Source organism: Streptomyces sp. MMCC 100 (assembly GCF_041538145.2).
In the GTDB taxonomy this organism is placed as follows: Bacteria; Actinomycetota; Actinomycetes; order Streptomycetales; family Streptomycetaceae; genus Streptomyces.
The window spans coordinates 2996860-3014509 of the sequence record NZ_JBGORK020000001.1 but is presented as its reverse complement, the minus strand read 5'-3'; the positions used below and the strand labels follow the sequence as shown (position 1 = coordinate 3014509).

The 17650-nt window shown below is 68.3% G+C and carries 16 protein-coding genes; 9 read left to right on the top strand and 7 right to left on the bottom strand.

Features of this window, described 5'->3' with window-relative positions:
- Nucleotides 1–48: 48 nt before the first annotated feature.
- From ABS735_RS13850 to ABS735_RS13835, 4 genes are all read right to left on the bottom strand, one after another.
- On the bottom strand, nucleotides 49–957 hold the full coding sequence (locus tag ABS735_RS13850; RefSeq protein WP_016325461.1) for a M56 family metallopeptidase: 909 nt from the start codon (nucleotides 955–957) through the stop codon (nucleotides 49–51).
- Nucleotides 954–1322 (bottom strand): BlaI/MecI/CopY family transcriptional regulator, encoded by a 369-nt coding sequence (locus ABS735_RS13845; RefSeq protein ID WP_016325462.1) that lies wholly within the window; start codon nucleotides 1320–1322, stop codon nucleotides 954–956. The genes ABS735_RS13850 and ABS735_RS13845 overlap by 4 nt, the downstream gene beginning before the upstream one ends.
- Nucleotides 1306–1866, bottom strand: coding sequence for a lysis system spanin subunit (locus ABS735_RS13840; protein ID WP_016325463.1), 561 nt, complete (start codon nucleotides 1864–1866; stop codon nucleotides 1306–1308). The genes ABS735_RS13845 and ABS735_RS13840 overlap by 17 nt, the downstream gene beginning before the upstream one ends.
- A 127-nt stretch (nucleotides 1867–1993) precedes the next feature.
- The gene (locus ABS735_RS13835) at nucleotides 1994–2761 is read right to left on the bottom strand and encodes a methyltransferase domain-containing protein (protein ID WP_016325464.1); all 768 of its coding nucleotides are present in this window, start codon (nucleotides 2759–2761) and stop codon (nucleotides 1994–1996) included.
- A gap of 28 nt (nucleotides 2762–2789) precedes the next feature.
- On the opposite strand from ABS735_RS13835, the gene ABS735_RS13830 reads away from it, so the two are divergent.
- Nucleotides 2790–3221: a MerR family transcriptional regulator gene (locus ABS735_RS13830; protein ID WP_016325465.1), complete on the top strand. Its 432-nt coding sequence runs from the start codon at nucleotides 2790–2792 to the stop codon at nucleotides 3219–3221.
- Nucleotides 3222–3364: 143 nt separating this feature from the next.
- On the opposite strand, the gene ABS735_RS13825 is transcribed toward ABS735_RS13830, so the two are convergent.
- The 3 genes from ABS735_RS13825 to resB all read right to left on the bottom strand — a co-directional run bounded on the left by ABS735_RS13825 (nucleotide 3365) and on the right by resB (nucleotide 8441).
- The gene (locus tag ABS735_RS13825) at nucleotides 3365–4996 is read right to left on the bottom strand and encodes a multicopper oxidase family protein (RefSeq protein ID WP_016325466.1); all 1632 of its coding nucleotides are present in this window, start codon (nucleotides 4994–4996) and stop codon (nucleotides 3365–3367) included.
- A gap of 629 nt (nucleotides 4997–5625) precedes the next feature.
- On the bottom strand, nucleotides 5626–6708 hold the full coding sequence (ccsB, locus tag ABS735_RS13820; protein WP_016325468.1) for a c-type cytochrome biogenesis protein CcsB: 1083 nt from the start codon (nucleotides 6706–6708) through the stop codon (nucleotides 5626–5628).
- The gene (gene resB / locus ABS735_RS13815) at nucleotides 6705–8441 is read right to left on the bottom strand and encodes a cytochrome c biogenesis protein ResB (RefSeq protein ID WP_234308188.1); all 1737 of its coding nucleotides are present in this window, start codon (nucleotides 8439–8441) and stop codon (nucleotides 6705–6707) included. Before resB ends, ccsB begins: the two co-directional genes overlap by 4 nt.
- A 151-nt stretch (nucleotides 8442–8592) precedes the next feature.
- Here resB and ABS735_RS13810 point away from each other — a divergent pair, with 151 nt between their 5' ends.
- The 8 genes from ABS735_RS13810 to ABS735_RS13775 all read left to right on the top strand — a co-directional run bounded on the left by ABS735_RS13810 (nucleotide 8593) and on the right by ABS735_RS13775 (nucleotide 17634).
- Nucleotides 8593–9258, top strand: a complete 666-nt coding sequence (locus tag ABS735_RS13810; RefSeq protein ID WP_373906588.1) for a TlpA family protein disulfide reductase — start codon at nucleotides 8593–8595, stop codon at nucleotides 9256–9258.
- Nucleotides 9255–10031 carry a cytochrome c biogenesis CcdA family protein gene (locus ABS735_RS13805; protein ID WP_016325471.1) on the top strand — a complete coding sequence of 259 codons (777 nt, stop codon included), beginning with the start codon at nucleotides 9255–9257 and terminating at the stop codon, nucleotides 10029–10031. Before ABS735_RS13810 ends, ABS735_RS13805 begins: the two co-directional genes overlap by 4 nt.
- Before the next feature lie 237 nt (nucleotides 10032–10268).
- Entirely contained in the window at nucleotides 10269–11123 is an 855-nt protein-coding gene (lgt, locus tag ABS735_RS13800) for a prolipoprotein diacylglyceryl transferase (RefSeq protein WP_016325472.1), read from the top strand.
- Nucleotides 11120–11368 (top strand): hypothetical protein, encoded by a 249-nt coding sequence (locus tag ABS735_RS13795; protein ID WP_016325473.1) that lies wholly within the window; start codon nucleotides 11120–11122, stop codon nucleotides 11366–11368. Before lgt ends, ABS735_RS13795 begins: the two co-directional genes overlap by 4 nt.
- A 96-nt stretch (nucleotides 11369–11464) precedes the next feature.
- Nucleotides 11465–12784 (top strand): M23 family metallopeptidase, encoded by a 1320-nt coding sequence (locus ABS735_RS13790; RefSeq protein WP_373906587.1) that lies wholly within the window; start codon nucleotides 11465–11467, stop codon nucleotides 12782–12784.
- A gap of 801 nt (nucleotides 12785–13585) precedes the next feature.
- The gene (locus ABS735_RS13785) at nucleotides 13586–14746 is read left to right on the top strand and encodes a PLP-dependent cysteine synthase family protein (RefSeq protein ID WP_016325476.1); all 1161 of its coding nucleotides are present in this window, start codon (nucleotides 13586–13588) and stop codon (nucleotides 14744–14746) included.
- Nucleotides 14747–14957: 211 nt separating this feature from the next.
- Nucleotides 14958–15245 (top strand): heavy-metal-associated domain-containing protein, encoded by a 288-nt coding sequence (locus ABS735_RS13780; protein ID WP_016325477.1) that lies wholly within the window; start codon nucleotides 14958–14960, stop codon nucleotides 15243–15245.
- 112 nt (nucleotides 15246–15357) lie between these two features.
- Nucleotides 15358–17634 (top strand): heavy metal translocating P-type ATPase, encoded by a 2277-nt coding sequence (locus tag ABS735_RS13775; RefSeq protein ID WP_016325478.1) that lies wholly within the window; start codon nucleotides 15358–15360, stop codon nucleotides 17632–17634.
- Nucleotides 17635–17650 lie beyond the last annotated feature (16 nt).

Genomic DNA, 17650 nt, shown 5'->3' with positions numbered 1-17650 from the left:
CTGGCCAGTGAGTCCTGCCGTAGAGCGACAGGTGCGGGCCTTGCTGTCTCAGGGTCCGCACGCCACCAGCAGGGGCAGCAGCGGGGCAGCGACCGTAGCCGCCGCCAGGCCCAGCCATGTCACACGATGCGGCCGTGGCTGTGGCGCGAGGATCCGGCGCAGCCTGACGAGGGCCCCCGCTCCGCCTGCACCGAAAGCAGCCCGCGGTGTGCGGCCTGCCGCCACCTCGCACATCGCGGTGGCCAGCACGTCGCGGGAGTGAAAACGCAGAGCACGGTCGTCCGCGATCATTTCGGTCAGTAGCCCGGTCTGCTCCTTGCCGTGCCGAGCGAGCGGCAGGCCGGGGAAGGCGCGGGAGAACGCGTCCGCGAGCGCGTGCAGCAGATGGTGCCTGCCTTCGATGTGCGCCCGCTCATGCTCCAGGACGGCTCGCAGTTGCTCCTCGGACAAGACCTCCAGGGCACCTCGAGTGACGACGACCCGACGGCAGCGGCCGGGCAGACAGTAGATGGCCGGCACTGCGTGGTCGAGAATGGTGGCTTCGTATTCGGGCGCAGGCTCTCCGACGAGGGCCAGAACATCGAGGTGGCGTTGCCGCGCTCGGCGCGCCTGCCACGCACAGCGCACAAACCAGCCGATGGGGAGCAAGAGGATCGCGGCAGGAGCTGCGAGCAGCAGGCCGTCCATCACAGTAGGCGTGGACCCTCCAGGCGGTGCGTCGCCAGAGAGACCGCAAGCGCTGAGGAACCCGACGAGGCCGTCGTGTACATGCTGTTCAGTGAGGACCAGGTGGTAGACCGCGAGCGCGGCGGCGACGACGAAAGTCACCATGAGGCCCTGCCAAGCAAGGACCGCCAGGCCGGGTGCGCGATGAGACCACCGCGCTCGGGCGAGCAGCAACGGCGCCAAAGCACCCACCAGGGCCGCGTATCCCACCAGCGCCAAGGGTGTGATCATGCCTCGCTCCGCCTCTTCGCAGCTCGGAGAGCCGAGCGTAGCGCGCCCTCCTCCTCCGGCGTCAGCTGCTCGAGAAAGCTGACCAGGGTTCCAGCCGGATCCGGATTGTTGCCTAGAGCATCCTGCATCAGGGAAGCCGTGTACTGCTGGCGGGTGCAGGTGGGCGTGTACACCCAGGCCCGCCCCTCCTTGTGCCGCTTGAGCATGCCTTTGCCGTGGAGAATGTCGGCGACCGTTTTGACCGTGCTGTAGGCGAGGGGCCGCTTCTTGTTGATGTCCGTCAGCACGTCGCGGGCGGTCGCCGGACGCCCCCAGGCCCACAGGCGGTACATGATCTCCGCCTCCAGCTCACCCAGCTGACGCACGACCGCTCCCTTCTCTCCCGGAGGGCGAACCCTCCGGTACCAGTGAACGTCCATCGTATTCGGCGGAGCCCGCGTGCCCTACCGGGTCACCGGTCGACGACGCGGCGACGCCCACCGGGCAAGCTGCCGCCAGACGCAGACGTCGAGTGAAGGCATGGGCGAGCAACGCCAACGACGCGATGGCCAGAACCGGCTGCGCAGGCGCCCAGTAGGAGAGAGCGCCGCTGACACCGATGGCCATCACTACCAGCTTGTTGCAGATGGGGCAGCCGACGGCGAATGCGGCCAGCACGCCGGCGAACATCGCCCGGCGTCCTCTGGGACCCTGGGAGCGCACTGCGAGGTGCTGCCCCACATAGGTAGCCGCCAGCAGCCCCATGAGCAACGACGAGGCAGCCCAGACCGGATAGTTCCACCACAGCACCGGAGTCATCCGGGTGTAGAGGTCCGTGGGCACGACCCCGGTCGGCACACCGACCGCGACGCCCGCGAGGAGGGCCACAACCACCGCCACCGCCCAGTGACGTGGCGTCCATGTACGCATGCGCCTGCCTTTCTACCTACGAATAGTGCCAAACAGCTTAGTAGGGCGGCAGGAGATTCCGGACCTACTCGACGTCCCCACTCTTCTGAGGGCTGAAGAGCGGGACGCTTCTCGAGTACCTGCTCACTCATCGGGGAGCAGTGCCAGCAGCTACGAACAGTGGCAGTGCCAGGAAGAACCGGTCAGTCTCGGCACGGGTACGCTGCTCGTTGATCCACACGTCAACCTGTTCCCGGATCACAGCGCCGGCCGAGCAGGCGCCCTCGGCCAGTCCGATCACTACGGGCAGCATCGCCGGTCCGGTGAATACACCGGTGTGGACCTCAACGGCTACCCCGGTGAAGCCTGCCGCCAGCAACAGGTTTCGGTAACGTCGCGCCGTCTGGGGGCCCTGCACCAGGTCGGCCCGGGCCCTCACGATGGTGCGGGTGAGCGCCAGGTCGTCGGAGTCGATCACGTACGTGTCCCAGTCCTGCCCGACCAGCACGATCCGGCCGCCCGGGGCGAGGATCCTGCGCGCCTCATCCAACGCCCTGTCGGGCTCGCCCAGCTCGTGGAACACCTTGTCCGCGCGATAGCCGTCCACCGTGGCGTCGGCGAACGGTAGCTCGTACGCGTCCGCGATCCGGAAATCCTCCCTGGGCCACCGTTGCCGGGCCACCTCGATCATCCGCTCGACCGGGTCCACGCCGACGGACTTCACACCGATCTCCGTCAGCTCGGCCACGGACCGCCCCGAACCGCAGCCGACATCCACGGCCGTCCTTCCAGGCGCTGCGCCCATCAACTCGTAGGAGCGACTACGCAGTCCCGTCGCACCCGGCAACTGCTCGGCGACGTCAAGCAGTGCGATGAGCTGGTCCGCCCCGTGTTCGTTTCCTTGTTCCTTGAACATGACCGTCAGGCTGCGCCTTAATGTCGGCATGAAGTCAAGCGGCGAAGACTCGACTCTGAGCATCGGCGACCTCGCAGAGCGGTTCGGCCTGGCCACTCATGTCCTGCGCCATTGGGAGACCATGGGACTGATCTCCCCCGTACGCGACGCCGCACGCCGCCGACGCTACGGCCCCGCCGATCTCACTCGAGTGGCGGTCATCATCCGCGCCAAAGAAGCGGGACTCTCCTTGGACACCATCCGCTCGCTGGCCACTGCCATCGAACCTGCCGCGCGGCGGGTCATCCTTCGCCGGGAGGCCGAGGCCCTGCGCTCGCGCATCGCCGCTGCCCAGGCTTCACTCGAGCTCATCGAATGCGCTCTGGAGTGCGACCACGAGGACTTCACCCTGTGCTCGAACTTCCGGCAGATGATCGCCGAACGCCTCGGACCCGACGTTCCGGTCCACCTTCCTACCTGAACGTATTCGGGCGCTCCAATCACCGAAGCGGATCGCCCGCCGCGCGCAGCAAGACCTCAGCAGTGATGGCGTGAGCGTGCACCCGCCCCTGCGGGCTGTTCCGGAACGGTCGTGTCACCGCACGCCCCGGAACAGACCTGCGGTCACGCCTCGTAGGCCACCAACGCCATCATCCCGGCCTCCCCGTGGTAGGCGTTGTGGCAGTGGAGCATCCACTGCCCGGGATTGTCGGCGTCGAAAAAGACGGACACGGTCTTCTTCGGCAGCACGATCGTGGTGTCCTTGCGCGGGCCGCCGGTACCGAGCTGGTAGGTGTGGCCGTGCAGGTGGAGGGGGTGCCACATGTCGGTGCTGTTGACGAGGTCGAGGCGGACCCGCTCTCCCTGCCTGACACGTAGAGGACTCGAGGCAGGATTCTTCATGTCGAAACGCTTGCCGTTGATGCCCCAGTCGTACTTGTCCATGCCACCGCTCAGTTCAACGCGGTGAACGCGGTCGGCCTTCTTCGCGTCGAGGCGGACGTCGTCCGCCGCCTTCAGCTGCGCGGCGGTCATGATCATGCCGTTCAGCTCCTTCGGCCGGACTGTGGGCTTCGGAGTTGCGCCGGAGCCCGTGCGGATCACCGCCATACCGCTCGCGTCCTTGCCCTCGGCGAGCGCGACGAGGGGAAACGTGCCGTCGGCGAGGGTCACCAGGACGTCGTAGCGCTCGCCCATACCGAGCAGCAGAGCGTCGACTTCCTGGTGCTGGACCGGGAAGCCGTCGGTGTGGGTGATGGTCATCCTGTGGCCACCGAGCGCGACCCGGTACGCCGTGTCGCCGCCCGCGTTGATGATGCGGAGGCGCACACGCTTGCCGGGCTTGCCGGTGTAGACGTCGGGGTCCGTCGGCACGCGCCCGTTGATCAGGTGGTACGGGTACTTGACGTCGCCCGCGTCGCCGCCGAGCAGCTCACTCTCAGCTCCCATGAACATGAACTTCATCGACATGCCGCCGGAGGAGTCGGAGGGGGAAGGGCTCGCCCCGTCCATGCTCCCGCCACTCATGTCCATCCCGTCCATGTCGCCCATGTCGTGACCGGCCGAGGAGGAGCTGGACGACGACTCGCCGGAGCCCCCTTCCACGTGCATCCCACCCATCCCCTGCTTGAGCTCGGCAAACGCCTCGTCGGGTGTGCCGGTCACGCCGTCCAGCCAGTCGTCGAGGACGAGGACCCACTCGTCGTCGTACGAGAGCGGCTCCTTGGGGTCTTCGACGATCAGCGGCGCGTACAGGCCGCGGTCGAGCTGGACGCCGACGTGGGGGTGAAAGAAGTACGTGCCGGGGTGGTCGGTGATGAACCGGTAGGTGAAGTTGGAGCCGGCCCGCACGGCCGTCTGCGTGACCGGAGGCACACCGTCCATGTCACTGCGCAACGCGAGCCCGTGCCAGTGGATGGATGTGGCGGTCTTGTCCGGCAGCTGGTTGGACAGTTCGGCGGCGAGCGTGTCGCCTACGGAGAGGCGAAGCTCCTTGCCGGGCGTCTGACCGCTGAAAGCCCAGGTCTTGGCCCTGATGCCGCCCCCGAGATCCACCGTGGTGGCGGCGGCCGTCAGGTTGACGTTGTGCACCCGGCCGGTACTGGGGCGCTTCTTCTCTGCCGCTGCCACAGCCGAGCCCGAAGGGCTGACCAGGGCGGGGGAACCGCCGGAACCGTTGCTGCACGCGGCGAGAGCGCCGGAACCGGCCACGCCGAGCCCGGCCAGCAGGACCGAGCGGCGGTTGATGCTGTTCATGATGGAAGTCCTCTTCTCGATGTGCGTCGATCAGGTGGGCCTGCGGGCGGCACCCCGCGCGTTCAGGTGGAGAACGCGGTGGTGGCCCGTGGAGAAGCGGCCTAGATCAGCAATCGGGAAAGGACGGAGAGGTCGGGCGGCGCACGATGGGACACACCCGTGGGAACCCCTGTGTGTACCCCATAGGCGATGTCGGCCCCGTCAACTGTCGAAACGGCAGGCGGTGGGGCGAACTTCGCGGCGCTGACATCCCCGGCTGAGCAGTGCCACATGGCCGGGCCCGCGCATGCGGGGGCACCCCCCATGCCCGTGGCCGGTGCGGCTGCCTGCGGCGCTGCCCCGTGCCCGGGCATGGCGGATTGCACGATCATCGCCGCAGATCCGTGACCCATGCCAGACATCGAGCTCATGGAGTTCATGGCGGCCGGACGCATGACGGTGGTGTCGTGGTGGATGAGGAGAGCTACGGCGGCGAGCAACGCCAGGACGGCGCCCCAGGCACCGCGCACGGCGCTGACACGAGGGTTGCCCCGTCGGTTCGCCACTGCCGTCATCGCCTTCCGTATCTGCTTGGTCTGTCAGCCGGAGCCACTGTACCCCGGAGGGGTATGGCCGATCTTAAGGGGCGGCTACTTGGTCGGCAGCCCACCGTAGGAGTGCAATCCCGTGATGAAGATATTCACGCCGTAGTAATTGAAGACGAACATGCTGAAGGCGATCAGGCCGAGGCAGGCGGCACGGCGTCCCTTCCAGCCGGCCGTGGCACGGGCGTGCAGGTACGCCGCGTAGGCGACCCACGTGATGAATGCCCAGGTCTCCTTGGGGTCCCAGCCCCAGTAGCGGCCCCACGCTGCCTCGGCCCACACGGCACCCGCTATGACGGCGAAGGTCCACAACGGGAATACCAGGACGTTGAGCCGGTAGGAGAGCTTGTCCAGCGACCCCGCTGAGGGCAGACGGCCCCACACCATCGCCAGACGTCCGCCGGCCCGGCCCTGCGCGACCGCCGCCTCCCATCGGTCGCGTCCGAGGAACAGCAAAGTGACGACCGCCCCGATGTGGAAGACGCCACCGGAGACGATGGCGGCGGAGACGTGGATCCACAGCCAGTAGGAGTGCAGCGCGGGCACGAGTTGGGCACTGTCGACGTACAGAATCGTCACAGCCAGGCCCAGGGTCAGCAGGACGGACAGCAGGACGGGCACGGCCAGCCAGCGGACATTCTTGCGTAGCGCCAGGACGGCCAAGTAGGCGCCGACGGCTGCGAAGGCGAAGGCAGTGGAAAACTCGTACATGTTTCCCCATGGCGGGCGTGCCACGGACAGGCCGCGGGTCACGATCGAGCCGGCGTGCAACGCGAAAGCCAATAAGGTGAGTGAGACGGAAATCCGGCCGAGCACGTCGGCGCGCGGGCTGTCTCCGGCCGCACCTTGGCTGTCCGGCGGCGCCTTGAGTCGGACCTCCGTGCTGGTAGGGACCAGAACGGAGGTACTGCCGGAGGAGGTACTGCCTACCGGAGCGGACGACTCATCGTCACGTGCGACCGCCCCTGTGGCGGCCACCGCCGAACCGCGGGCCATACCGCTCGTGCTGCCGAAGGCCCACTCGGCGCAGGCGGCGAGGAAGGCCAGCAGGTACACGGCAATCGCCGAGTACATGAGCCAGTTGGAGAGCTGGGCCAGCGTCTGGTCCGCGAGAGAGTTGGAGTTCACAGGCGCTCCTCAGGACGATAGTCGGAGGTGTCGTGACATAGTTCGAGGGTCCGAACGCGAAGTTCGGCGGCGATCTCGCCAACCTCCTCGCCGAGGCGGTCGGATGAGCCGGGCTCCAGCCCTGCGACCTCGATCTCGACGCCGGATCCGGTATCGGTGCCCGTCCGAGGTCGGACACGTACCCACACGCGGCGGCGGCGCACGAACAGGGAGGCGCACAGTCCGGCGCCCATGGCGACCGAGCTCCACAGCGCCGTGCCGTTGCTGGGGTCACGGGCGATCTGGAAGCCGGCCCACTGCTGGATGCCGTCGAAACTGAGCGAGCCGGCTCCATCCGGAAGCGTCATCTTGTCGCCTGGGCGCAGGGCCTTGGCGTAGGGGGTGCCATCTGCGTTTCGGAACTGGGTCGCCCGCTCGGTGTCGAGCTGGTAGACGTTCTGTGGGATCCCGCTGTTCATGCCGAGGTCGCCGTGGTAGGCCGTCAGGACGAGGACCGGGTCGTCGGGGGCAGGGAAGGTGGACACCCAGCCGTTCGCATCGAGTTGCACGGTGGGCAGGAAGAGACCGGTGAATCCGAGCTGGTCGGGTCTGCCCTGGGCGTCCACCGCGTCCGGGGCCTTGACCACACCCACCGAGCGCAGGTTGTTGTCCTGGGGCAGGAAGGCGACCGGTCCCTTCCATGCCACGTCGCCCTTGCCGTCACGGACGGTGACGACTGGAGCGTAGCCGTGGCTGACGAGGAAGACCTTGGTGCCGTTCACTTCAAGCGGTTCGTTGACCCGCACCCGGGCGTCACGCGGGGTGGCACCCTCGGCTGCGGTGTAGCTGATGCGGGCCTCGAAGGCACTGGCGGTGCCGCGGTGCGGGCCAGTGGGCTGGTAGGCGGCGTGGAAGCTCTTGAAGCGGAAGGAGAACGGTTCGAGGTCGTCGCCGGTGGCGAGCGTGCCAGGTGTGAAGTCGTCGTACTGGGTGCTTGTGTTCGTGAAGCCCCCGCCCTGAAGGATCAGCTTCTGGCCGGTGGTGCTGAACAGGCTGCCGATCGCCGAAGCGATCAGCATTCCGAACAGCGCAAGGTGGAAAACCAGGTTCCCGGCCTCGCGTAGGTACCCCTTCTCGGCCGCCACCCAGCCATCGCCGCCGGGTCCGGCAGCGACGCGGAACCGGCGACCGCGCAGGACGTCGGCGGCCGCGCGCAGCGCCTCGTCCGCGGTGGCTGCCGGAGCGATCCAGTGCACGTGTCCCGGCAACCGGGACAGGACGCGGGGCGCGGCCGGCGGGTGGGCGCGCAGAGTACGCAGGTACTGCCGGCAACGCGGCACGAGGCAACCGGCCAGCGAGACGAACAGCAGCAGGTAGACGGCGGCGAACCAGGGCGTGGCGAAGACGTCGAAGACGCCCAGCGTGTCCAGTACATTCGACAGGTCCGGGTTGTTCCGGCGGAAGTCGGCTGCCTGCGCGGGCTGGCGATCCTGCTGAGGCACCAGGGAACCAGGAACGGCCGCGAGGGCAAGCAGGAGCAGCAAGACCAGCGCCGTCCGCATCGAGGTCAGCGAACGCCACAGCCAACGCAGCCAGCCGACCGGTCCGAGTCGCGGCCCGCCCACGGAGGCGCCCTGTGCGGTCGGCGCCTCGTCGGCCCTCAGCTCGTCGGGCGCGCTCCCCAGGCTGGACTCACCGCGCCCCTCCTCCTGCGTGACAGCACTCGCAGAGCTACGAATTCTCTTAGCAGTCACGCGGCGAGTGTGGCACAGCACTCCCGTTGCACTGCAGGGCACCCCCGGTCAGTGCGGCGTCCGGTTCCATGTCTAACCTGCTTAGTCAGTTACCAGCTTCATCTCACGCCTCACGGAACCTGAACCCATACGAAGCGAAGGAGCACCGCCCATGGCAGCAGCGCCGCCGAGTGCCGATCAGCGTTCCGTTCCGTCGGCGCGGTGGGACCCCCGCTTCACACGGGGTCTCCGTACCTGGCGTGCTGCCGCCCTGGCCGCCGCCGCGAGCCTGACCCTGGCGTCCTGCGGTTCCGGTGACGGGTCGGGGGCATCAACTGCCTCCTCGCAACGCGAGAAGTCCGGGTTCACCCAATACCCGGCCGGCGAACGGCCCGCCGCTCCCGCGATCAGCGGCGAGCTGGTCGGCGGCGGGACGCTCGACCTGGCCGACTGGCGCGGACACGTCATTGTGATCAACGTGTGGGGTTCATGGTGCGCGCCCTGCCGGGCAGAGGCTCCCGCGCTCAAGAAGATCTCCGACGCGACCGGGAAACTAGGCGTGCGGTTCGTCGGCTTCAACACCCGGGACAACGACTCGGCTGCCATGGCCTTCGAGCGCAGCTACAAGATCACCTATCCCAGCCTTCGCGACCGTGACGGCCGACTGGTGCTGCGCTTCGACGGCCTGGTCCCCGTATCAGCGGTACCCAGCACCGTACTCATCGACCGATCCGGACACATCGCGGCCCGGATCATCGGACCGACGACCTACGACACGCTTAACACGGTGGTCCGGGAACTGGCCGCCGAGAAGCCGGACAAGGGAGCGGGCTCATGACTCTGGCCGCCGGCATCGGCGAGACCGTGACGGCCGGTCCGTTGCTGCTCGCTCTTCTCCTTGCGCTCGCCGCCGGACTGCTGTCGTTCTTCTCGCCCTGCTGCCTGCCGCTGGTACCCGGCTATCTGTCCTACGTGGCCGGGATGACAGGCGCGACCGCCTCCGGGCCGACAGATGGGGGGAGTTCCCGCTGGCGGGTGACGGTGGGAGGACTGTTGTTCGTCACCGGGTTCGCGGTGGTGTTCACTAGCTATGGTGCGCTGTTCGGCGGCGCCGGCGCCGCATTGCTGGTGCACCAGCGCACGCTGACCGTTGTACTCGGTGCCTTCACCGTCATTCTCGGGCTGCTCTTCGCCGGGGTACTCGAACGGCTGCCACTCAGCGGGCTCAGCTGGCGCCCGGCCTATCGTCCGCGCGCCGGGCTGCTGGGCGCGCCTGCACTGGGGGCACTGTTCGCGATCGGGTGGACCCCATGCATCGGCCCCACGCTCGCCGCTGTCCTGACGCTAGCCGCCGACAGCGCGAGCGCGGGGCGCGGGGCCCTGCTGTCGTTCACTTACAGTCTTGGCCTGGGTGTCCCGTTCCTGGTCGCGGCGTTCTCCTTCAGCGGGGCAGTACGGCGGTTCGCGTTCGCGCGACGGCATGCCCGCGCCGTGATGCGCTTCGGCGGGGCGCTGCTCGTGATTGTGGGCGTGATGCAGATCACCGGCTGGTGGGGAGAGCTGATCGCGAGCGTGCAATCGCTGATCACCGGGTTCGAGCTCCCCCTGTAGTCCTGCGGCAGGTACTGGCTGTTCTACACCCACGAGGTGGCGCGTCCGGGGCGGTGCAGGATCGGGTCTGCGACCGCGCCGCAGAGAACGCTGCCGGCCGCCGGGCTCGCACACACTGACGAAGCTTTGGTGCCTGTTGCTACGGACCACTGCCTGCAGTGCCCGGTCCACGACCGCGCCGGAACCCAACCGATTCTTTACTAAGCGACTTAGCAGCACCTGTCTATACTGCGAGACATGCAGCTCGCCTACCTGCCCAGTCCGCCGACCGGAGTCGTCAATCTGGGCCCCATCCCTCTGAGGGGCTACGCCTTCTGCATCATCATCGGGATCTTCGTGGCCGTCTGGCTCACCTCCCGACGCTGGCAGCGGCGCGGCGGCGACAGGTACCTCGTCGCCGATGTGGCGATGTGGGCCGTACCGTTCGGCGTCGTCGGCGGTCGGCTCTACCACGTGATCACGGACTACCAGTTGTATTTCGGTGAGGGCCGGAACTGGGTCGACGCCTTCAAAATCTGGGAGGGCGGCCTCGGTATCTGGGGCGCCGTCGCATTCGGCGCGCTGGGCGCTTGGATCGGCTGCCGACGACACGAGGTACCGTTGCCCGCCTTCGCCGATGCTGCCGCCCCCGGTCTCGCCCTGGCACAGGCGATCGGCCGCTGGGGCAACTGGTTCAACCAGGAGCTGTACGGCAGGGCGACCACCCTGCCCTGGGCCGTGGAGATCGACCCCGAGAACCGGCCGGCGGGCAGCCCTCACACGGAAACGTACCATCCCACATTTCTGTACGAGTCCCTGTGGAACATCGGCGTCGCCCTGCTGGTCATCTGGGCCGACCGTCGCTTCAAGCTGGGCCACGGCAGGGCTTTCGCGATGTACGTCGCCGCCTACACCGTCGGCCGCTTCTGGATCGAGTATCTGCGCATCGACGAGGCCCACCACCTCCTCGGGCTGCGCCTGAACGACTGGACGTCGATCCTTCTGTTCACCGCGACTGTCGCCTATCTCGCGATCTCGGCACAGCGACACCCCGGCCGCGAAGAACTGTCCCCCGATCCATCGGCCGCACACGAGCAGAAGAAGACCGCATGAACACCAAGAGGACCAAGCAACCGCAGACCAAGATCGGTCGGCTGCACACCCGCTCGGCGCCGTCCCGGATTTTCGGCTGGGCCCTGCTGTGGCTGAGCCTGGTCGTGATCGCGCTCAACTGGATCGAGGAGTTCAGCAACCTCAACGCCCTCCCGGGCGGCCACTCCGTCCTGTATTTGGTTGGCGGGGTCGTTGGAGTCGCCCTTGGAGCGTGGCGGGCGGGAGTCTTCGACGCGAAGTCGTAGCACCGCGCATCGCGTGCACTAAGCACCTTAGTAGATTGGCTGAACATAGGTGCTGGACGCGTCCACGTCCCACTGTCAGAGGCGAGAGAAGAACCAGTGACCGACGAGCAGTACTTCTACCAGGACGCGATCCCATCCACCCATGCGCCAAGCACCTCGCCCGGATTGGGCGCCGAACACAGACACCCGGGCTTCGGGCCCGAAGGCATCGTGGAGCTATCGCACGTCCAAGCCGACCGGCGAGGCCGAGCCCACGGCGATGCCCCGTTGTGCAGCACCGATTCCAGTACCTGGGAGCACAACTCGGTGCCGTGGCACGGCGCGGACGACACAGGGCAACTGCAGGCCGTCAACGGTTCAAAGGGGTGGTGGAGCGAAACGTCCGTTTATCCGGACGGCGCCTACGACATGTGGAGCTCTCCGGTCGGTGCGAGGCCGTCCGACTGGGAGGCGGTGCCGTATCCGGGCAGCGGCTCGTTCCTCGACGCACCCGCCCCTCAAGAGCCAGACCACTCCCCCGATCACCAGTCGTCGCCTCCTGAGTTCGAGACGTTGCTCCCCGCCCACGGCATCGACAGCGCCCCGGCGTACGACTCCCAGCCGGGACGTTCTCGGGACGCCCGGCGCGCGGATGCAGTCACGTCGGCACCGTGCCGGGCCGATCTCCGCAACCGGCGAGTTTCGACCCGACGGTCCGCACTCTTCAGCGTCACCGCTCCCTCGGTCGCTTTCCTCGGGATATCCGGCTTCGCCGCGGCCTCCGTCGGCCTCGGCGCCCCGGCCGGAGAGACGGCGCAGGCCGAGGCCGGCTCAAGCCCGCTGTCCACGCCGTCAGGCCCGGATACCGCCGTGGACAGACAACTCACCCAACTCCAGGAAGACGCCCGAGGCTTCGCTGGCCGTGTCAGTCGGGCCCAGGAACGGCTCAATCTGGAGCAGCGGCGACTGGAGGAACAGAAACTCAGGCGGGAGGAAGCGGCCAGGAAGAAGGCCGAGGCGGCCCGTCAAGAGGCACTCCGGCCGAAGTTCGCACTGCCGGTCGCCCAGCGCGGGGTGGGCGAACTGTTCGGGGCGGCCGGTTTCATGTGGTCCAACCGGCACACCGGGCTCGACTTCCCGGTTCCCATGAACACGCCGGTGATGGCGGTGACGGACGGACCCGTGCAGACGAAGTGGCATCAGTTCTACGGGAACATGGTCATCGTGACCGCCCCCGACGGCACGCAGACCTGGTACTGCCACCTCGCCTCCGCCAGGATCCGCTCTGGCCACGTCAAGGCCGGCCAGATCATCGCCTACGCCGGCAGCTCCGGAAACTCCTCCGGCCCGCACCTGCACCTAGAAGTACGCCCGGTCGGAGGTGCCCCCGTCGACCCGCTGGCGTGGCTGCGCAACCACGGCCTCGACCCGACGTAGCAGATTGAACCCACGGGTCCCAGTCCGGCGGAGTGAAGTCGTCGCCCGGCCGGCCGACGACTTCACTCCGCCGGACGAGCCGCCTTGCCGGAACTTCACAGCATCCCACCAGGTCGATTCGACCCGACTGACCCGCACCACCCAGGACGCGGCAGGACCGACCGCGTTTGTGCGATTACCGTGTGTGCCCATGGAGGCCCGTTCCCTGCGGCGCAGCGGCCGCTCCTGGTCATCGACCGGAGCGGTCCTCTCCGTGCTGCTGGCCGCGCTCCTCCACGTGCTGGCGTGCGTCCACGGCCCGAAGCCGGCAGCGACGGACCATGCGCACAACGTTCTCTCCGTGTCCGCCGTGCACCACTACGCGTACGCCGCCGACCGCGCGCAGGGGGAGCACAGTCACGCGTACACCGTGCCGCAGGAAGCACATCTCACGGCTGAGGAACCGGCCGGGCATGGTCACGGGTGCTGCTTGGACGAAGACGAACCGACGGTGCAACCAGCGCGTACGACCGCCCCCGCGCCCGACTCGGATGCGCACACCGTGTCGGCCCGGCCAGCTGACGCGCCCCCTGCTGTCAGGCAAAGCGAGGCGTCGACCTTCGAGCCTTCCGGCGCAGCTCACGGAGGGCAGTCACGATCCCGGCTCGGCGTGTGGCGGACCTGACCGACACTCAAGCCACCCGAGCGTCGGCGAGCGGTGCCTCGCCCACCTTCGTGGCGGCCATCACTGGTCTCCCCCTCCCCCACAACCTCACGACGACCGAGGTCCGTTGAGGCCGTCGGCCGTGGAAGAGGCACGCCATGAACTACCCAGCCCCACTCACCGCCCTCGCGTCCCCCGCCCAGCTCCTCGCCCACGCGAAACGCCCCGCCCATTCGCCCGCCGGACTCGTCGGGGACACCCCCGTACTGTGGATCGGCGAACCCTTCGCCGCCGCCGGACGGGGCTTCTGGGCCAAGCTGGAGAGTCACAACCCCGGTGGCATCAAGGACCGCAGCGCCCTCCACATGGTCCTCGCCGCCCGGGAACGCGGCGATCTGCAGCCCGGCGCCCGCATCGTGGAGTCCACCTCCGGCACGCTCGGGCTCGGCCTGGCCCTCGCGGGCTCCGTACACGGGCACCCGGTCACCGTCGTCACCGACCCCGGCATGGAACCGCTGGTGGCCGGCCTGCTCACCGCGTACGGTGCCGACGTCGATGTCGTCACCACGCCACATCCGACCGGGGGCTGGCAGCAGGCCCGCCTTGGACGCGTGGCGGAACTCCTCGCTGCGTGCCCCGGCGCCTGGTGTCCCGACCAGTACGACAACCCGGACAACGTCGCCGCGTACGCCCCTCTGGCTCACGAGCTCGTCGCTCAGCTGGGGCGGATCGACACACTTGTGGTGGCGGTGGGCACCGGCGGCCACTCCGCCGGCGTCGCTTCGGTCCTTCGTGGAATTCTTCCGGGGCTGCGGGTCGTCGGCGTGGACAGCACCGGTTCGACGATCTTCGGTCAGCCCGCCGCGCCTCGCCTCATGCGGGGTCTGGGCAGCAGCATCCATCCTCGTAACGTCGCTTACGACCTCTTCGACGAGATTCACTGGGTCGCCGCCCCCGAGGCCGTCTGGGCGGCGCGGCAGCTGGCCCACCACCACTACGCCACCGGAGGGTGGAGCGTCGGAGCCGTCGCCCTGGTGGCTCGCTGGCTGGCCCGCACCCGGCCGGCCGAGGACCGTGTCGTCGCTGTCTTCCCCGATGGGCCCCAGCGGTACGTCGGTACCGTCTTCGACGACAGTTACTGCCTCGCCAATCAGCTTCTCGGCCACGTCCCCGCCGAGAACCCGGACGAGATCGACCATCCCCACGACCGGGTCGTGTCCCGATGGACACGATGCACCCGGGTGATCGACCCGCTCGCGCCCCCCGGCGCCACCAGCGCCCGCGTTCGCCGAGACGGCCCGATGACGTACGCGCCATGAAGTAGGCGCGGGACATCACCACGGTCCGCCGCGACTGAGGCCATGCACCCCGCTCCCCGCCGGCACATCTGTGGCTTCCCTCACGGGAGCACCTGACCAAAAAATACCCTAGGGGGGTATAGTGTTCTCTGTCGTGCGAGGGACGCGCGGGACCCTGTAGCTCCTCTCACGACAGAGACCGACACACGCACCCCACCCCGAGGAAGAAGCCATGACCGATCAGAACAACTCAAGCTCGTGCTGCGGTTCCTGCGGCACCGGCACCACGTCCGAGGTCCAGAACCTCGGCGTCACCACGGTCTACAAGGTGTCCGGCATGACCTGCGGCCACTGTGAGGGCGCCGTATCCAAAGAGATCTCGGCCCTCGACGGCGTCACCGCGGTCGCGGCGGTCGCCAAGACGGGCGAGGTGACCGTCACCTCCGCCGCCCCGCTCGACGAGCAGGCCGTACGAGCCGCCGTCGACGAGGCCGGCTACGAGCTCGTCGGCCAGAACTGACGCCCGTCCCGGGCCCCGCGCAGACAACACCCGCATTCCCCTTCCGCGTCGGTACGTACCGCTCCGCTCACTCGGACGCGGTACGCCCCGGCCCATCCCAGGAGTGACGTCCATGAGCAGCACGGCTCTCGAGAAGGCGACTTCCGAGACGGCGCCGCCCAGCGCGGAGGTCGAGCTCTCCATCGGCGGCATGACCTGCGCGTCGTGCGCGGCTCGCGTCGAGAAGAAGCTCAACCGCATGGACGGCGTCACCGCCACGGTCAACTTCGCCACCGAGAAGGCGAAGGTCGCGTACGGCGGAGACATCCAGGTTGCCGACCTCATCGCCACCGTCGAGAAGACCGGGTACACGGCCGAGGAGCCGCCCCCGCCCGCTTCACCTTCCGAGAGCGGACCCGAGACCGTCCAGGCGACGGCGGACGGTGAGTTGCTCTCACTCCGTCAGCGCCTGCTCGTGTCCCTCGTACTTTCAGTGCCAGTCGTTCTCATGGCGATGGTCCCTGCTCTGCAGTTCGACAACTGGCAGTGGCTGTCGCTGACGCTGGCCGCCCCCGTCGTGGTCTGGGGTGCGTTCCCCTTCCACAAGGCCGCCTTCACCAACGCCCGACACGGCGCCGCGACCATGGACACACTGGTCTCCATAGGTACGCTCGCCGCGCTGGGCTGGTCATTGTGGGCGCTGTTCTTCGGGCACGCCGGGATGCCGGGCATGCGGCACGGGTTCGAGTTCACCATCTCCCGCTCGGACGGCTCCTCCTCCATCTACCTGGAGGCCGCGGCCGGCGTGACCGCACTCATCCTCGCCGGGCGTTATCTGGAGGCGAAGTCGAAGCGCAAGGCGGGCGCGGCTCTGCGGAGTCTCCTCGAGCTGGGTGCCAAGGACGTCGCCGTGCTGCGCGGCGGCACGGAAGTGCGGATCCCGGTATCCCAGTTGACGGTCGGCGACCGATTCGTCGTACGGCCCGGAGAAAAGATCGCCAGCGACGGCACCGTCGTCGAGGGCAGCTCGGCCGTCGACGCCTCCATGCTGACCGGCGAGTCGGTGCCGGTGGACGTGGCCGTGGGGGATGCCGTCACCGGAGCGACCGTGAACGCCGGTGGACGGCTGGTTGTCGAGGCTTCGCGAATCGGGGCGGACACCCAGCTCGCACGGATGGCGAGGTTGGTCGTGGACGCACAGAACGGCAAGGCGGCTGTTCAGCGTCTGGCCGACCGCATCTCCGCCGTATTCGTCCCCGCAGTCATCCTCGTCGCACTGGGCACGCTCCTGACCTGGCTGTTCATCACCGGGGAGCCGGCTGCGGCGTTCACCGCGGCCGTCGCGGTTCTGATCATCGCCTGCCCCTGCGCGCTGGGGCTCGCCACGCCGACCGCGCTGATGGTCGGCACCGGGCGCGGTGCCCAACTCGGCATCCTCATCAAGGGTCCCGAAGTCCTGGAATCCACCCGGCGCGTCGACACCGTCGTCCTCGACAAGACCGGCACGGTGACCACGGGCCGAATGATCCTCCAGGACGTCTATGTCGCCGAGGGCGTCCAAGAGGCAGAACTTCTGCGACTCGTCGGCGCTTTGGAGCACGCCTCGGAGCACCCCATCGCCCGAGCAATCGCCGCAGGAGCGATCGAACAGGTGGGCAGCCTGCCCCTACCGGAGAACTTCGAGAATGTCGCCGGCTTCGGTGTACAAGGTGTGGTCGACGGTCACGCGGTGCTGGTCGGCCGCGAGAAACTCCTCACCCAGTGGGTTATCGAGCTGCCCCGTGAATTGGCAGAGGCCAAGGCGGCTGCGGAGGCCGACGGACACACTGCAGTGGCTGTCGCCTGGGACGGCGAGGCCCGCGGCGTTGTCACGGTCGCCGACACGGCCAAGGAGACCAGCGCCGAAGCGATCGCCGAGTTGCGGCAGCTGGGGCTGGAGCCGGTATTGCTGACCGGCGACAACCACCTGGTCGCCACATCGGTTGCGCGGGCGGTCGGAATCGACGAAGTAATCGCCGAGGTCCTGCCCCAGGACAAGGTGGACGTGGTCAAGCGGCTGCAGTCGGCGGGCCGAACGGTGGCCATGGTCGGCGACGGCGTCAACGACGCCGCCGCGCTCGCCACCGCCGACCTCGGACTGGCCATGGGCACCGGCACGGACGCGGCAATCGAGGCCGGCGATCTGACACTGGTGCGCGGGGACCTGCGGGTCGCCGCGGACGCGATCCGGCTGTCCCGGAAGACCCTCGCGACCATCAAGGGCAACCTCTTCTGGGCCTTCGGCTACAACGTCGCCGCGCTCCCGCTCGCGGCGGCCGGGATGCTCAACCCGATGATCGCCGGAGCCGCGATGGCCTTCTCCTCGGTCTTCGTCGTCACCAACAGCCTGCGCCTGCGGTCCTTCAAGTAGTCCGACTCGGTTACCA

Bases quoted from the DNA above. Each gene is read 5' to 3' on its own strand.
- ABS735_RS13805 (WP_016325471.1), top strand. From the start codon at position 9,255: ATGACTCTGGCCGCCGGCATCGGCGAGACCGTGACGGCCGGTCCGTTG.
- ABS735_RS13835 (WP_016325464.1), bottom strand. From the start codon at position 2,761: ATGTTCAAGGAACAAGGAAACGAACACGGGGCGGACCAGCTCATCGCA.
- ABS735_RS13775 (WP_016325478.1), top strand. From the start codon at position 15,358: ATGAGCAGCACGGCTCTCGAGAAGGCGACTTCCGAGACGGCGCCGCCC.
- ABS735_RS13780 (WP_016325477.1), top strand. From the start codon at position 14,958: ATGACCGATCAGAACAACTCAAGCTCGTGCTGCGGTTCCTGCGGCACC.
- ABS735_RS13825 (WP_016325466.1), bottom strand. From the start codon at position 4,996: ATGAACAGCATCAACCGCCGCTCGGTCCTGCTGGCCGGGCTCGGCGTG.
- ABS735_RS13785 (WP_016325476.1), top strand. From the start codon at position 13,586: ATGAACTACCCAGCCCCACTCACCGCCCTCGCGTCCCCCGCCCAGCTC.
- lgt (WP_016325472.1), top strand. From the start codon at position 10,269: ATGCAGCTCGCCTACCTGCCCAGTCCGCCGACCGGAGTCGTCAATCTG.
- ABS735_RS13840 (WP_016325463.1), bottom strand. From the start codon at position 1,866: ATGCGTACATGGACGCCACGTCACTGGGCGGTGGCGGTGGTTGTGGCC.
- ABS735_RS13810 (WP_373906588.1), top strand. From the start codon at position 8,593: ATGGCAGCAGCGCCGCCGAGTGCCGATCAGCGTTCCGTTCCGTCGGCG.
- ABS735_RS13795 (WP_016325473.1), top strand. From the start codon at position 11,120: ATGAACACCAAGAGGACCAAGCAACCGCAGACCAAGATCGGTCGGCTG.
- ABS735_RS13830 (WP_016325465.1), top strand. From the start codon at position 2,790: ATGAAGTCAAGCGGCGAAGACTCGACTCTGAGCATCGGCGACCTCGCA.
- ABS735_RS13850 (WP_016325461.1), bottom strand. From the start codon at position 957: ATGATCACACCCTTGGCGCTGGTGGGATACGCGGCCCTGGTGGGTGCT.